At 64.7% G+C, this 14,422-nt stretch carries 14 protein-coding genes; 8 read left to right on the top strand and 6 right to left on the bottom strand.

Going from position 1 to position 14,422, the window contains the following annotated elements; translation table 11 throughout:
* The first annotated feature begins 177 nt into the window (after positions 1-177).
* The 4 genes from NA5_RS02795 to NA5_RS02780 are packed head-to-tail and all read left to right on the top strand — an operon-like array spanning position 178 to position 4,491.
* A complete protein-coding gene (locus NA5_RS02795) occupies positions 178-1,107 on the top strand; it encodes a carbohydrate ABC transporter permease (RefSeq protein WP_157110197.1) in 930 nt (309 codons plus the stop codon).
* A 39-nt stretch (positions 1,108-1,146) separates the two neighbouring features.
* Entirely contained in the window at positions 1,147-2,043 is an 897-nt protein-coding gene (locus NA5_RS02790) for a carbohydrate ABC transporter permease (RefSeq protein WP_157110196.1), read from the top strand.
* Positions 2,044-2,056: 13 nt separating this feature from the next.
* A complete protein-coding gene (locus NA5_RS02785) occupies positions 2,057-3,385 on the top strand; it encodes an ABC transporter substrate-binding protein (RefSeq protein WP_084483842.1) in 1,329 nt (442 codons plus the stop codon).
* Positions 3,386-3,411: 26 nt separating this feature from the next.
* Positions 3,412-4,491 carry an ABC transporter ATP-binding protein gene (locus NA5_RS02780; protein ID WP_062981549.1) on the top strand — a complete coding sequence of 360 codons (1,080 nt, stop codon included), beginning with the start codon at positions 3,412-3,414 and terminating at the stop codon, positions 4,489-4,491.
* A 30-nt stretch (positions 4,492-4,521) separates the two neighbouring features.
* Here NA5_RS02780 and NA5_RS02775 read toward each other — a convergent pair whose 3' ends face one another.
* The 3 genes from NA5_RS02775 to NA5_RS02765 all read right to left on the bottom strand — a co-directional run bounded on the left by NA5_RS02775 (position 4,522) and on the right by NA5_RS02765 (position 7,860).
* Positions 4,522-6,540 (bottom strand): M13 family metallopeptidase, encoded by a 2,019-nt coding sequence (locus NA5_RS02775; RefSeq protein WP_174555187.1) that lies wholly within the window; start codon positions 6,538-6,540, stop codon positions 4,522-4,524.
* An 80-nt stretch (positions 6,541-6,620) separates the two neighbouring features.
* Entirely contained in the window at positions 6,621-6,998 is a 378-nt protein-coding gene (locus NA5_RS02770; RefSeq protein ID WP_062981547.1) for a DUF397 domain-containing protein, read from the bottom strand.
* 10 nt (positions 6,999-7,008) lie between these two features.
* Positions 7,009-7,860 (bottom strand): Scr1 family TA system antitoxin-like transcriptional regulator, encoded by an 852-nt coding sequence (locus tag NA5_RS02765; protein ID WP_062981545.1) that lies wholly within the window; start codon positions 7,858-7,860, stop codon positions 7,009-7,011.
* Between the two features lie 132 nt (positions 7,861-7,992).
* Between NA5_RS02765 and NA5_RS02760 the strand changes: the two genes are divergently transcribed.
* Complete coding sequence (locus NA5_RS02760) at positions 7,993-8,544, top strand: hypothetical protein (protein WP_062981543.1); 552 nt, start codon at positions 7,993-7,995, stop codon at positions 8,542-8,544.
* Here NA5_RS02760 and NA5_RS02755 read toward each other — a convergent pair.
* Positions 8,522-9,001, bottom strand: coding sequence for a DUF4190 domain-containing protein (locus NA5_RS02755; protein WP_062981541.1), 480 nt, complete (start codon positions 8,999-9,001; stop codon positions 8,522-8,524). The genes NA5_RS02760 and NA5_RS02755 overlap by 23 nt on opposite strands.
* Positions 9,002-9,077: 76 nt before the next feature.
* Complete coding sequence (locus NA5_RS02750; RefSeq protein ID WP_062981539.1) at positions 9,078-9,860, bottom strand: pirin family protein; 783 nt, start codon at positions 9,858-9,860, stop codon at positions 9,078-9,080.
* 296 nt (positions 9,861-10,156) lie between these two features.
* Between NA5_RS02750 and NA5_RS02745 the strand changes: the two genes are divergently transcribed.
* Both NA5_RS02745 and NA5_RS02740 read left to right on the top strand, forming a co-directional pair.
* Positions 10,157-10,618 carry an NUDIX hydrolase gene (locus tag NA5_RS02745; protein WP_062981735.1) on the top strand — a complete coding sequence of 154 codons (462 nt, stop codon included), beginning with the start codon at positions 10,157-10,159 and terminating at the stop codon, positions 10,616-10,618.
* 230 nt (positions 10,619-10,848) lie between these two features.
* Positions 10,849-12,201 (top strand): MFS transporter, encoded by a 1,353-nt coding sequence (locus tag NA5_RS02740; RefSeq protein WP_371856365.1) that lies wholly within the window; start codon positions 10,849-10,851, stop codon positions 12,199-12,201.
* Here NA5_RS02740 and NA5_RS02735 read toward each other — a convergent pair.
* Positions 12,191-12,721 carry a hypothetical protein gene (locus NA5_RS02735; RefSeq protein ID WP_157110195.1) on the bottom strand — a complete coding sequence of 177 codons (531 nt, stop codon included), beginning with the start codon at positions 12,719-12,721 and terminating at the stop codon, positions 12,191-12,193. The genes NA5_RS02740 and NA5_RS02735 overlap by 11 nt on opposite strands.
* 77 nt (positions 12,722-12,798) lie before the next feature.
* Here NA5_RS02735 and NA5_RS02730 point away from each other — a divergent pair, with 77 nt between their 5' ends.
* Positions 12,799-14,394 carry a DUF4185 domain-containing protein gene (locus NA5_RS02730; protein ID WP_062981535.1) on the top strand — a complete coding sequence of 532 codons (1,596 nt, stop codon included), beginning with the start codon at positions 12,799-12,801 and terminating at the stop codon, positions 14,392-14,394.
* The last annotated feature ends 28 nt before the right edge of the window (positions 14,395-14,422 follow it).

Genomic DNA, 14,422 nt, shown 5'->3' with positions numbered 1-14,422 from the left:
GTGTTCCGGAATTCCCCGGACGACAGACCAGTTTGCCGGTTAATCTCCCGAGTGGCGCAACGCTACAACTGATTGCGGGAGCAGATGGGTAACTCGTCGGGTACGCCCAGCAAGAAGTTCAGCGTATCGGCGTTCGGCGTTAACCGACCGTTTGCTGGGCGCCGTAGAGTTTCGGTCGTGCGAACCAGGCCGGAACGAGTGCTGCCCCAACCGCGCGGCCGTGGCCTGCGCAATCGGCCGTGGCAGGACTATGCGCTGTTCCTGGTGCTGCTCGGGCCGAATCTGGTGCTGCTGACGCTGTTCGTCTACCGCCCGCTGGCCGACAATATCCGGCTCTCGTTCACCGACTTCAATATCTCCGACAACTTCGTCACCTATATCGGATTCGCGAACTACCGGGAGTGGTGGGGCCGCGACGACTCCTGGCAGATCGTCACCAATACGGTGGTCTTCACCGTGGCCGCGGTGGTCGGCAGCATGCTGCTCGGCTTGGCGCTGGCCCTGCTGCTGGACCGTAAGCTGTTCGGCCGCAATGTGGTTCGATCGGCCATCTTCGCGCCGTTCGTGATCTCCGGCGCGGCCATCGGCGTTGCCTTCCAGTTCATCTTCGATCCCAGCTTCGGGCTGATCCAGGATGTGCTGCACCGCATAGGCGTCGACAAGGTCCCGGATTTCTACCAGGACCCGCACTGGGCGCTGTTCATGGTGACGGTCACCTATATCTGGAAGAACCTCGGCTACACCTTCGTCATCTACCTGGCCGCCCTGCAGGGCACCCGGGCCGATCTCATGGAGGCGGCCGAGATGGACGGCGCGAGCCGCTGGACCACCTTCACCAAAGTGCTACTGCCGCAATTGCGCCCGACCACGTTCTTTCTGTCCATCACGGTGCTGCTGAACTCGCTGCAGGTCTTCGACATCATCAATGTGATGACCCGCGGCGGGCCGCTGGGCACCGGCACCACGACCATGGTCTACCAGGTCTACCAGGAGTCCTTCCGCAATTTCCGGGCCGGTTACGGCGCGACGGTCGCCACCATCATGTTCCTCGTGCTGCTGGTCGTCACGCTGGTCCAGGTGCGCGTCATGGATCGGGGCGAGCAGTGAAACGCGCGCGGCCGCAGCGACGGGCGCGAAGGAGACAGCATGGGTAACCACGTAGCGACCCGCGAAGGCCGCCATGGAAACAGCATAGAGACTCTTTCGTATCGCCGCCGCCAGCGCGCGGTGACGGTGCTCGGCTACGGCGCGATGGTGTGCGTGCTGATCATCATCGGTGTTCCGCTGTTCTGGATCTTCATCACCTCGTTCAAGGCACGCCCGGATATCTACACCCAGCCCGCGGTGTACTGGCCGCACAGCTGGCATCCGGCGAACTACGCCGACGCCACCACCACGCTGCCGTTCTGGACCTTCCTGCGCAATTCGCTGATCATCACCGGGATCGTCGCGCTGGTGAAGTTCGTGCTCGGAGTATTCAGCGCGTACGGCCTGGTGTTCCTGCGATTTCCGGGCAAGACGCTGGTCTTCCTGGTGATCATCGCGGCGCTGATGGTGCCCAACCAGATCACGGTGATCTCCAACTACGCGCTGATCGCCCAGTTGGGCTGGCGAAATACCTTCCAGGGCATCATCATTCCGCTCTGCGGGGTCGCCTTCGGCACCTTCCTGATGCGCAATCACTTCCTCTCGCTGCCCTCGGAGGTGATCGAGGCGGCCCGGATGGACGGCGCCAACTGGTGGCGACTGCTCACCCGGGTGGTGTTGCCGATGTCCGGACCGACGATGGTGGCCTTCGCGGTGGTCACGCTGGTCAACGAGTGGAACGAATACCTCTGGCCGTTCCTGATGGCCGACGACACCAGGGTCGCCACGCTGCCGGTCGGTCTGACCCTGCTGCAGAACACCGAGAATCCGAGCGTGACCAACTGGGGACCGGTGATGGCGGGGACGCTGCTGACCATGCTGCCGATCCTCATCGTCTTCCTGCTGCTACAGCGCCACATGATCAAGGGCCTCACCTCCGGTGCGGTCAAGGGTTGAGAAGGAGAAATCAGTGTCCACTGCACAATTCCCGGCACTGTCGCGGCGCGGATTCATCGGCCTGGCCGGTGCGCTCGCGGCGGGTACCGCACTGACCGCATGTGCGGGCAGCGGTGGCGGCGGCAAGCAGTCCGGCGACGCGAACACCATCACCTTCTGGTCGAATCACCCTGGCACCTCGAAGGAACTCGAGGCCGAGCTGATCAACCGGTTCCAGGCGAAGTATCCGGAGCTGAAGGTCAATCTGGTCGACGCGGGTAAGAACTACGAGGAGGTGTCGCAGAAGTTCAATGCGGCACTATCCGGCGGTGAGCTGCCCGATGTCGTTGTGCTGTCGGATGTCTGGTGGTTCAACTACGCGCTCAACGGCACCATCGAACCGCTCGATTCGCACTTCGCCGACGCCGGAGTGCGGCTCGACGACTATGTCGATTCGCTGGCCGCCGACTACGTCTTCAACGGTAAGCACTACGCACTGCCGTACTCGCGCTCGACGCCGCTGTTCTACTACAACAGGGACGTGTGGTCGAAGGCCGGTCTGCCCGACCGCGGTCCGCAGAGCTGGCAGGAGTTCGACGAATGGGGGCCGAAGATCCAATCCGTGGTCGGCGACGGCAAGCTCGCGCACGGCTGGGGTGATGCCAAGAACTACCTGGCCTGGACCTTCCAGGGCCCGAACTGGACCTTCGGCGGCGCCTACTCCGATCAGTGGACGCTGCGGTTCACCGACCCCAAAACCATTGCGGCGGGCCAATTCCTGCGCGACATGATCCACACCAAGAAGTACGCGGGCATCAAACCGCAGATCGCGGTCGACTTCGGCACCGGTGTCATCGCCTCCACCATCGCCTCCACCGGCGATCTGAAGGGCATCCAGAAGAACGCCGAGGGCAAATTGGAATTCGGCACCGCATTCCTACCCCATCCCAATGGTCCCGGCGTCACCACCGGCGGCGCCGGACTGGCGATTCCGTCGCGGATCTCGGACCAGCGGAAGGTGAACGCGCTGAAATTCATCGAGTTCATCACCAATGCCGCGAATACCGCGTACTTCTCGCAGGGCACCGGATATATGCCGGTGCGCAAGTCGGCGGTCACCGATCCGAGCGAGGTCGACTTCCTGGCGAAGAATCCGAATTCGAAGGTCGCCATCGAGCAGCTCGCCGTGACCAAATCACAGGATTACGCACGGGTATTCGTGCCCGGCGGCGACCAGATCATCGGCACCGGGCTGGAGCAGATCGGTCTGCAGAATTCCGACCCGGCAACGGCTTTCGCCAATGTGGCGAACCAGCTGCAGGCCATTATCGACCGGCAGATCACGCCGAAGCTGCCCAAGTAGTACCGACGAAGAGGGAGATCGACGCCGTGGCGACAGTGCACTTCGACGGGGTGACGCATCTGTATCCCGGTGCGCCGACGCCCGCCGTCGACAATCTGGAACTCGATATCGCCGACGGGGAATTCATCGTCCTCGTCGGCCCATCGGGTTGCGGCAAATCGACCAGTCTGCGGATGCTGGCGGGATTGGAATCCGTTGCGACCGGTCGCATCCTGATCGGCGGTAAGGACGTCACCGGACTGCCGCCGCGCGCTCGCGATGTGGCCATGGTATTCCAGAGCTACGCGCTCTATCCGAATATGACCGTCGCGCAGAATATGGGTTTCGCGTTGCGCAATGCCGGAATGAACAAGGCGGACACCGCGGTTCGGGTCCAAGAGGCGGCGAAGATGCTCGAGCTGGAGCACCTGCTCGACCGCAAACCGGCGAAACTTTCCGGCGGACAACGCCAGCGCGTCGCAATGGGTCGCGCCATCGTGCGCCGACCCCAGGTCTTCTGCATGGACGAACCGCTGTCCAACCTGGATGCGAAATTGCGGGTGAGCACCCGCTCGCAGATCGCCGCGCTGCAGAAGCGGCTCGGCACCACCACCGTCTATGTCACCCACGACCAGGTCGAGGCCATGACCATGGGCGATCGGGTAGCGGTGCTGCGCGAAGGGAAACTCCAGCAGATCGCCAAACCCCGTGAGCTCTACGACGATCCGGTCAATACCTTCGTAGCTGGCTTCATCGGCTCACCGGGTATGAACCTGCTCGATGCCCCGGTTCGCGACGGCGCGGCGGTCCTCGGCGACCTGCGAATCCCCTTGCCCCGCACCGCAACCAGTGATCGGATCGTCGTCGGCATCCGTCCGGAATCCTGGGAAACCACCACCGAGACCGATAACAGCCTCGCCGTGGCCGCCGAACTGCTAGAGGAACTCGGCGCCGAATCCTTCATCTACAGCCACGGCGTCACCGATGAATGGAATAGCCGCTCCGGCAAGGTGGTGGCCCGGGTGGACCGCCGCTTCCAGGTGGCACTCGGCGATCGCCTGCGCCTGCGCCCGAAGCTCGACGAGATCTTCTTCTTCGACGGCGTAACCGAGGAACGCCTGCGCTGACCGCTCGGCGTCCTCGGTCCGGCCGCGGGCTCACCAGATCTTGACGCGCTGCTCGGGTTCCAGATACAGCTCATCACCCGGCTTCACATCGAAGGCCTCGTGGAAGCTGTCGATATTGCGAACCACCGCATTGCAGCGGAACTCCGGCGGCGAGTGCGGGTCGGTGGCCAGGCGGCGGATGGCCTCCTCATTGCGGGCCTTGGCCCGCCAGACCTGTGCCCAGCCGTAGAAGACGCGCTGTAGACCGGTCAGACCGTCGATGACCGGTGGCTCCGCACCTTTGAGCGAAATCCGGTAGGCAGCCAAGGCGATGGACAGCCCGCCGAGATCGCCGATGTTCTCGCCGATGGTGAATTCGCCGTTGACGGTGTGGTCGTCGGACAGCGCCTTGGGCGAGAGTACGTTGTACTGATCGATCAAAGCCTTTGTGCGCTTGCCGAATTCGGCGCGATCGGCATCGGTCCACCAGTCGACCATATTGCCGTCGCCGTCGTATTTGGCGCCCTGATCGTCGAAACCGTGGCCGATCTCGTGGCCGATCACCGCACCGATGCCGCCGTAGTTCGCGGCGTCGTCGGCGTGCATATCGAAGAACGGCGGTTGCAGAATGGCCGCGGGGAAGACTATTTCGTTCATGCCCGGGTTGTAGTAGGCGTTCACCGTCTGCGGTGTCATGAACCATTCGCCGCGATCGACCGGGCCACCGAGCTTGTTCAGATCGCGATCGTGTTCGGCGGCATAGCCGCGACGGTAGTTGCCGACCAGATCGGACGGGACGATGACAATGGCGGAGTAGTCGCGCCACTTGTCCGGATAGCCGATCTTGGGGTTGAACTTCTCCAGTTTGGCCAACGCGGCCGCCCTGGTATCCGGACCCATCCAGTCCAGCTCGGCGATATTGCGGCGGTAGGCCTCCTGCAGATTGGCGACCAGTTCGACCATCCGCGCCTTGGCCTCCGGCGGAAAGTGCTCGGCGACATACAATTTGCCGACCGCCTCACCGAGCAGATCCTGCACCAGCGAAACACCGCGCTTCCAGCGCTCCCGATTCTCCTGCGCCCCGGTGAGGGTGCGGCCGTAGAAGTCGAAATTCTCTTCGACGATCGGATCGGTGAGATAGGCCGCCCGCGAACGCAACAGCCGCCAGATCGCCCACGCCTGCCAGTCGGCGAGCGGCTCGTCCGCCCAGGTCTGGGCGAAGGTGCGCACGTAATCCGGCTGGCGCACAACCACTTCGGCGAACAGTTCGGGTCCGGACTTCGAGATACCCTCGGCGAGCGCGGAAGTCCAGGCGTGCCAATCGAATTCCGGATGCTCGGCAACCAGCGCATCATAGGTGGTGAGGTTGTAGCTCAACTCGGCATCGCGGCGGCGCACCACATCCCAGTGCCCGGCCGCGAGCTTGCGCTCCAATTCGAAGATCCGTTGGCCGACCGTCGTGAGGTCGGCGGGCAGCAGCGCGGCGATCTGCGGTTCGGCGGCGGCCAGTGCGAACATCCGACCGATGTGCTCGACATATCGGTCCCGGATCTCGGCGAATTCGTCCTGCCGGTAATAGGACTCGTCGGGCAGTCCGATCCCGGACTGGGTGGCGTGCACCAGATACCGGTTGGAGTCCTTATCGTCGGTGTCGACGTAGAAGGCGAGCGCGCCGCCGACACCGGTGCGCTGCAGGCGACCCAGTAGCGCGGCCAAGGCACTGCGATCGGCGACCTCGTGGATCTCGGTGAGTTCCCCCGCGATGGGCGCGAGCCCGAGCGAGGCCACCGTCTCGGTGTCCATGAAGCTCGAGTACAGATCGCCGATCTTGCGCGCGTCGCTGCCGTGCTCCGCCGCCGAATCCGCGGCCTGCTGGATGATCGTCTGCACATCCAGCTCCGCCTGGTCGTACAGCGCCCGGAAGGCGCCGTCGACCGCACGATCCGCCGGTATCTCATAGGTATCCAGCCACCCGCCGTTGACATGGGCGAACAGGTCGTCCTGCACGCGTACGGCGTGGTCCAGGTGGGACAGATCGATACCGGAGGGACTGCTCAGATCGGAAGTCACGATGTCCAGTATGCAGAGATGGGGCGAAGGCTGCCGTCGCCGAGGTTGGCCCCGGCCGCGGCACGGCCGGGGTGGCACGGTCAGGCGGGCAGGATGATGCGATCGAATTCGCCGTCGCGCGCGCCGGCGATGAACGCATCCCACTCTTCGGGGGTGTAGTAGAGGGTGATATCGCCGTGGCGCAGGGTGGCGCTGCCATCGGCGCTGGTCTGTGCGATCAGCTCGTTGTGCGATAGGCCGCTGTTGAGAAGGTTGATGAACGAGGTCCAAAGGCTCGCGGTGACGGTGATGACGGGCTCTTCAGCGGGGCGGTTGGCCGGGTTGCGGCGGTATTTGCTGTCACGGATGAGCACCGCGTCACCATCGAACCGGACCTCGACACATTGATTGCCGTTGTTCGATCGACTCGACGTGAACCAGTCAGTGAAAACCGACCGGAAGGTAGCGGTGGTGGCCATGGGCAGGATTTTACACTCGTGCATACCTGCTGATCAGGGCCAATGATGCTGCACGATTCAACGATTGTTCCAGTGCGCGAACGTAAGCGAAGCTCAAATCGCGCACCTGTTCCGGGTCGTCGACCGCGCCGCCGAAGACCGCGCTCTCGGCCCACGCGAAGGTCGGCAGCTGTTCACCGGCGAAGTCGATCAGGTGGAAACTGGACCCGCCGAGCACCGCGCCCGCCCGCGCCGCGAACGGGATGACCCGCACCTCGATATTGTCGAGCTGTTCGATCGTCTTCGCCAGATATTCCAGCTGTCCGCGCAGCACCTCCGGCCCACCGGTCTGCTGCAGCAGTGTGCCCTCGCCGATGACCGCGGTCAGCTCGACCGGCGACTTGCCTCGCAACCGCTCCTGGCGCCGCATTCGAATGGCTACCAGTTGCTCGACCTGAACCGGCCGGATCATCACATCGGCACTGATCAGCGCCCGCGCGTAATCCTCGGATTGCAGCAGACCCGGAAAGACCAAACTGTCGTAGCTGCGAATGCTCTGCGCGCCGTACTCCATGCCGTAGAGCCGCTGCAGTTCCGGACCGATCAGGGCCGACGATTTGGTCCACCAGCCGCGCTGTTTACTCGCCTCGAGCAGCGTCAGCAACTCCCCGCGTTCCTCGGCATCCACCTCTAGCAGTTCGAGCACCGGGCCGATGGTGTTCGTGGTTAGCACCCGTCGCCCCTTCTCGACGTGCGACCAATTGGCGGGGGTGAAGCCGACTCGTTTGGCGAAGGTGGCCGAATCGAAGCCGCGTTGTTCGCGCAATTCGCGCAGGCGCAGCACCAGCTCCCAGCGAGCAACGGTCGGGGAAACAGGCGCCATGGCCCGAGATCGTACGCCGGAAATTTACTCGGCGCGTGACTATTGTCAGGGTACTTGCGCGGGTCTAGTGTCGATTCCAGCGACAAACATTGGTTTTACGTCGATCAACTCAGAGTCGAGGCGAGGTTCCTCATGAGTACGTCGCGAATCGAATCGGGTAGCTACCTGGCAGCCCAGGACTTCGCGGCGGTCCAGGACGCCTTGGCGCGCTGTCGCCGCTATCGCAAGGACAACGGTCTGTACGGTGTCGTCGATCCGGCACTCGGGCGAATTCTGTTGGAAGTCGGCGCGGTCGGCGCGGTGGTCATGCCCGCCGAGCTCGGCAAGCGGGTGCGCGCCCACCTCCTGGCCAGCTACGGGCGAACCGGCCCGATCATCGCGCATCCGCGCTCGCGCCGGTGGTCCTTCCTGACCGGGCCGACCGACAACTCGTACCTGGATATGACGCTCTTCCCGGAGTTGTTCCGGGTCTGCGCCTCGGTGGTGCTGCCGGGCACCCGGATCGTGCTGCCATCGCCGACCGATGAACTCAGCGGTTACCGGATCTGGATCGCGCCACCCGAAGGCGACTACCGCCCCGAACTCGGCGATGTCATCGCCGCCACCCGGACCTGCGCACACAGCGGCGGCCGGTCGGTGGTCGAGGGCATCAAGGGCGTTGTCAACGGCTCGGGCGTGGAGTGATCGTCACGCTGATGCTCTGCTCGATATTCTGCTGCCACTTGTCCCGGCACTCGTTTTGCTTGGTCTGATCGTTGCCCGCCTTCTGCATGCAATCCAGAAAGTCCTTGCCGCCGGAGTCGACGAAGAACCTCCAGCCGACAATGCTGAGAACCACCGCGGCGACCAGCGCGAGCACACCCAGGATCAATCCGGTGACCGCCATGCCGAAGCCGCCCGCGCTACCGGAACGGATCTTGACCAGCGCGATGATGCCGAAGATCAGCGCGAGGAAGCCGAACAGATAGCCGCCGATCAGCGTCCAGCAGCTCAGGAAACCGAGGATGCCGAGCACCAAGGCGGTGATCGCCATGCCCTTGCGCTTGGGGGATTCCTGCCAATAGTTCGGCTGCCCCTGACCCGGTGGCGGTGGGTACTGACCCGGTGGCGGATATTGACCGGGCGGCGGATATTGCGCCATGGGACTTCCTCTCAGCCGGTTCGCCTGCGTTGCGGTCGCCTTCTGATCGCACTCCCTGACATCGATGCCGAGGGCGCTATGTCGAGCCGAGCCGCGCGTGCATCTCCCAGATCAAGATTTCCGCGGGGCCGTGGGCGGTCACCCGCTGCCCGCCCGATCTGGTGAGGCGCACGGCGTCACCCGAGTACAGCGGACCGACGCCCTCCATCTCGACCTCGCCCCTTGCGACGAAAAGATGCAGGTACGGTGCGTCGGGTAGGTCGATCGCCTGCTCGGTTTCCCCGCCGCCCGCCAGCCGCGCCACATGCATCGCCGAATGGCTGCTGCCGATCGCGATCGCGGTTCGATCGCGATAGCGCGGCAGGCCGGAGGCCACGGTCACCAGGCCGCCGTGCGCCAACTCGTCGTCGATCTCCAGCTGCTGATATCCGGGCTCCCGGCCCGGCTCGTCCGGCACCACCCACATCTGCACGAAATGGACCGGCTGGTCGTGTTCGGTGCCATGGTCCAGGCGCCAGGAGTCGTTCTTCTCCGAATGCAGAATTCCGGTGCCCGCGCTCATCCGCTGTGCCAGACCGGGGTAGATGACGCCGCTGTGCCCGAGCGAATCCTGGTGCACCAGCGAGCCGCCGAGCACCCAGGTGACGATCTCCATATCCCGGTGCGGATGGGTTTCGAAGCCCTGACCAGGGGAAACAATATCTTCGTTATTGACGAGCAGCAGTCCGTGATGGGTGTTGTCGGGATCGTAGTGCTCCCCGAAGGAGAACGAGTGCTTCGAATCCAGCCAGGACACGCGCGTTTTCATGCGATCGCCGCCGCGATGGACATCGATGTGTGGTGTCGTGAGTGTGGACATCGTGGTCCTCCTCTCGGGACCGTGCACCGATCACCTTTCAGGGTAGGAGCACTTACGACGCGGTACTCCGAATTCCTAGTAAATTGTCCTGCACTCGGCATTTTACGCGAGCTGATCTTCGCGAGTGACGTGCGAGGGAGTCACTCACGGGTGCGGGTGAATGGCAGGCGAGCGGTACCGACCGGTTAGTCGTATCGGCGGTCGGCGCGACCCGCCACCGAACGACGGGGGTCCGTACGCACGCACGGCGGATTCGTAACTTCATGTGCCACAACGGAATCGGAGGTGACGAACGGATGCGAACCGAGGTGCTCGCACGCATCGAGCGGCAACTCCGCGATGCGGCAGAGCGCGATGGGATCAGCGATTTCGTCGTCGGTGTCGCGGTATTCCGTGATCGCAAACTCCTGGTGGTGCGCCGCGTACCGGACGATTACCGCGGCGGCACGTACGAACTGCCCGGTGGCGGAGTCGAATCCGGGGAAACCCTGGCCGAATGCGTGGTGCGGGAACTGTTCGAGGAGACCGGGCTGCGGGTGCGGGCCATCACCGAATTCCTCGGCGACTTCGACTACGCCACCAGGACCAAGCCCCGAGTGCGCAAGTACAGCTTCCTGGTCGAGGTGGAACCGGGCGAGGTCGCGCTGGCCCCGGGCGAACACGATGCCTACGCCTGGATCGACGCCGCCGCGCTCGCTGACCTGCCGATGGCACCGGATATGCGGGAAACAATCTCCGCGCTGGTCGACTGCGTGTGATCCGTCGTACGACTAGCCAGCACGCGCGCGCACCGGTGCCGAACACCCCTTCATCACCAACCACAACGGAGCGAGTCTTACGAGCGACCGTTCGCGGCCCGTCTCGCGTCCGAGCCGTCGAAGCGCATGCGCCGCAGGCGCGAGTCTCGACGGCTCGGACGCGAGACATCAGGGGGCCGCGAACCCGCCGCGCCGGAGGCGCGGCAAATCCAACGCAGTAGCCTCTGGGCGTGTCTACTGGTCGCCCCGACGGCTCCACTCCCGCGGATGAGCGGCCGGTTTCGCTACCGAGGGCGCTGCGCGAGAGTCCCGGCGTTTTGCGTTTGGCGCTGATCCGCTTTACCGGTCAGTTCGGTGACGGCATGTTCCAGGCGGCGCTGTCCGGCGCCATTCTGTTCAACCCGGAACGGGAGACCGATCCGCTCGCCATCGCGGCCGCGTTCGCGGTGTTGCTGCTGCCTTATTCGCTGATCGGGCCGTATGCCGGTGCGCTGCTGGACCGCTGGGATCGGCGGGCGGTGCTGCTGGTCGCCAATGTGCTGCGGGCGGTGCTGATCGCGGCGGTGAGTGTCGGACTCTTGGCGGGCAGTAGTGCGACGCCGTTGTTGTTGCTCGCGCTGGCGGTGGTCGGGGTCAGCAGATTCGTGCTCTCGGGCGTGTCCGCGGCGCTGCCGAGGGTGCTCGATCAGCACTTGCTGGTGCCCGCGAATTCGGTGCTGGCCACGGTGGCATCCGGATGTGCCGGTGTCGGCGCGGCCGCGGCCGTCGCGATCATCGGGCTGATCGGCACGGGTGATTTCGCGTCGGCGGTCGCGGTGGCGATCAGTGCCGTGTGGTCGGTCTGCGGTGCGGTATTCGCGGCCGGATTCGGGGCCGGGGTGCTCGGTCCGGAGCCGGGGGCCGCGGCGCGCGGCAGTGCGGTGCGCGCGATCGCCACCGGTCTGCGGCACGGTGCGGCCGCGGTCTGGGGAGCGGTTCAGGTCACCACCGCGATGGTCGGCATCGGCACGCATCGGATCGTATTCGGCGCCAATACGCTGATCATGGTGTTGGTGCTGCGGCAGGCGCCCGTCGACGGTGGCGGTGCGAATACCGGGCTGACCCGGTTCGGGCTGGCCATCGGCTGCACCGCGGCGGGGATGTTGCTGGCGGCGGTGGTCGCACCGGTATTGATTCCGCGGCTCGGCCGGTCGCGCACTGTGGTGCTCGGGCTGTTGACCGCGACAGTGGTTCAGCTGGCGTTGGTTACCCCGACCGCGATCGCGACCGCGGGGGCAGCGGCGCATCGGGCGCATCATTTGCTTCTGGTCGCGGCCTTCCTGTTCGGGCTCGCGGGGCAGACCATCAAACTCACCGGCGATGCGACCATGCAGATCGATATCGATGACACCAGACGTGGTCAGGTATTCGCATTGCAGGACACCGTATTCAATATCGCTTTCGTACTGGCGATCGCGCTGTCCGCATTGGTGATCCCGGCGGATGGGCGCTCGATCGCGGTGGTGCTCGTCGGCGCCGGAATCTATTGCGCGGGAATGGCGGCCATCGCGGTGAACAATCGGCGCTCGCCGGTCACTGGTTGAACGGCGCTGTCAGGTCGCCGGATTCATCGCCGGACCAGGTGCGGTGATCGCGCAGCGCGGCCACCTGTTCGATCGGGGAGTGCGGATCCGACCAGCGCAAATCCTGTATCGGCTCTTGGTGATTCGACAAGACCGCGCCCAATTCGTCGGCGGCGAGGTGATCCGGCTCCGGCTCGGTGCGCTCGATCCAGGCGAGCTGTTCACTGTCCGCATCGGCCGGGTTGCCGGTGATCTGGTGATTCCAGGTGCCGTTGCCGGTCGGATCGGTGAAGAAATGGTCGACTACACCGTCGTCGTCCAGATCCAGCCCGGCCACATCGGCGATGCCGGTGCCGTGCGAATCCCACAGCACGTCATCGACCAGGCCGTCGCCGTCGAAATCGAGTGCCACCGCATCGCCGAGGCCCGACCCGGATATATCCACGTCCGTCTGGCTGGTCCAGACGTGGACCGTGCCGTCACCGGTCCCGAATACGTACTCGATATCGCTCATATCTGATTGGACGCGGCTGCGCCCCATCCGGTTCCACCCTGCGCGCGATTCGGTCGGGTAAGTTGATCTCCCATCGACCCGAACCGACAGGAAGTCAACAACGGATGGGATTTCGGCCGACCTGTGCGCCCGTAATCCTCGGTGTGCTACTCGCCGGTGCGCTGACCGTACCGACTCCCGCAGCGCGGGCCGCGCAGCATCCGTGGGCGCCGCCGCCGGTGAACAGTTGCGGCGAGATCGGATTCGACCCGTTGAACCGGGCGCCGGACCCGAACGCACCGCCACCTCCGCCGCTGCCCCCATTGCCCCCGCAGATCGATATCCCGGTACCGGTTCCCGAGATCACGCCGGTTCCGGTCCCTGATCCGCTGCCGGACAACACCCGGATCGATCCCGAGCCGCTGCCCACCGACCCATGCCGCAATCCGTGCCCGGACATTCGGGATACGCCGAAACCGCCGGACCCCGCCGATGACCCGGAGCCGGAGGGTGCGCCCGACACCGGGTCCAGCTCCGGTTCCGGACCCGGTTCGAGCTCGGGATCGAGTTCGGGTTCCGGCTCGATCCGCCTGCCGCGCATAGAGTTCCGTCCGGAGATCGAGCCGATTCCGATTCCGGTGCCCGGCCCCGACGGAGTCGAACCGCAACCCGCGCCGCCGCCGATCGTGCATCCGGCCGAACCCGGACCACTGACCGCCGCCATCGCTGCGCCGCTGGTGGAGTCGGTGGAGTTGGTCGGTCAGGTGACCGGGCACGGTTCGGAGAATCGCACCGATATGCGCTGGCAGGTCGACGGCACCGACCTCGGCATCATGTGGGAGACCAAACCGGGCGAGGTCGCCGTGGCCTTCGGCGACACCTTCGGCGAGGGCTGGGAAAGTGGTGGCGTCGGCGGTCCGGACTGGCGCAGCAATGTGCTCGGCTACAGCACCGACCACGACCTCGCCGACGGCCTCGGCATCGATACCATGGTGCAGGACAGTCGTTGTCACGCCACCGAACTGCTGTCCAGCCGCAAGATCAAGAACTGGGAGACGACCACCATCCCGACCTCCGGGTTCGCGATCGGGCAGCGCCAGTTCATGAGCTATATGTCGGTGAACCACTGGAGCCGCATCCCCGGCCTGTGGTCGACCAATTACGGCGGGCTGGCCTACTCCGACGACAACGGCCGCACCTGGGTCAAGGATCAGCACGCCAGGTGGGACAACTTCTTCGGGGTCGGCCGGTTCCAGGTGACGGCCATGGTGCCGCAGGGCGATTACGTCTATATGTTCGGCACGCCCAACGGCCGGGTCGGCGTCATCGGCCTGGCCAGGGTGCCGAAGACCGAGGTACTGAACAAATCGGCCTACCAGTATTGGGTAGGTGGGACCTGGGCCCCTGCGGCCGAAAATCAGGCCACACCTTTGGTTCTCGGTATGGCAAGCGAGCTGTCGGTGCGCTTCGACAAAGGCACCGAACAGTGGCAGATGGTCTATCTGGATTCGGCGCGCGGTGCGATCGTCATGCGCACCGCGGCGAGTCCGCAGGGCGCCTGGACCGATGGTGTCCAGCTGGTCTCCACCGACGACTATCCGAAGGCCTACGGCGGCTTCATCCATCCGTGGTCGACGAGCGAGGATCTGTACTTCACCATTTCGGCGTGGGATACCTACAACGTCTATCTCATGCACGCGAAACTCGATCCGCCGCACTGATCGCGCTCGGATCCGCGCCGAAGGCGAT

It is taken from the genome of Nocardia anaemiae NBRC 100462 (genome assembly GCF_001612725.1).
GTDB classification, from domain to species: Bacteria; Actinomycetota; Actinomycetes; order Mycobacteriales; family Mycobacteriaceae; genus Nocardia; species Nocardia anaemiae.
Note: the sequence above shows the minus strand (reverse complement) of the source record. Positions and strands in the feature narration are given on the sequence as shown.

What these genes read in the sequence shown, in the direction of transcription:
- NA5_RS02765 (WP_062981545.1), bottom strand. Translation starts at nt 7,860, where the DNA reads ATGGCGCCTGTTTCCCCGACCGTTGCTCGCTGGGAGCTGGTGCTGCGC.
- NA5_RS02750 (WP_062981539.1), bottom strand. Translation starts at nt 9,860, where the DNA reads ATGTCCACACTCACGACACCACACATCGATGTCCATCGCGGCGGCGAT.
- NA5_RS02770 (WP_062981547.1), bottom strand. Translation starts at nt 6,998, where the DNA reads ATGGCCACCACCGCTACCTTCCGGTCGGTTTTCACTGACTGGTTCACG.
- NA5_RS02745 (WP_062981735.1), top strand. Translation starts at nt 10,157, where the DNA reads ATGCGAACCGAGGTGCTCGCACGCATCGAGCGGCAACTCCGCGATGCG.
- NA5_RS02735 (WP_157110195.1), bottom strand. Translation starts at nt 12,721, where the DNA reads ATGGGGCGCAGCCGCGTCCAATCAGATATGAGCGATATCGAGTACGTA.
- NA5_RS02760 (WP_062981543.1), top strand. Translation starts at nt 7,993, where the DNA reads ATGAGTACGTCGCGAATCGAATCGGGTAGCTACCTGGCAGCCCAGGAC.
- NA5_RS02790 (WP_157110196.1), top strand. Translation starts at nt 1,147, where the DNA reads ATGGGTAACCACGTAGCGACCCGCGAAGGCCGCCATGGAAACAGCATA.
- NA5_RS02730 (WP_062981535.1), top strand. Translation starts at nt 12,799, where the DNA reads ATGGGATTTCGGCCGACCTGTGCGCCCGTAATCCTCGGTGTGCTACTC.
- NA5_RS02755 (WP_062981541.1), bottom strand. Translation starts at nt 9,001, where the DNA reads ATGGCGCAATATCCGCCGCCCGGTCAATATCCGCCACCGGGTCAGTAC.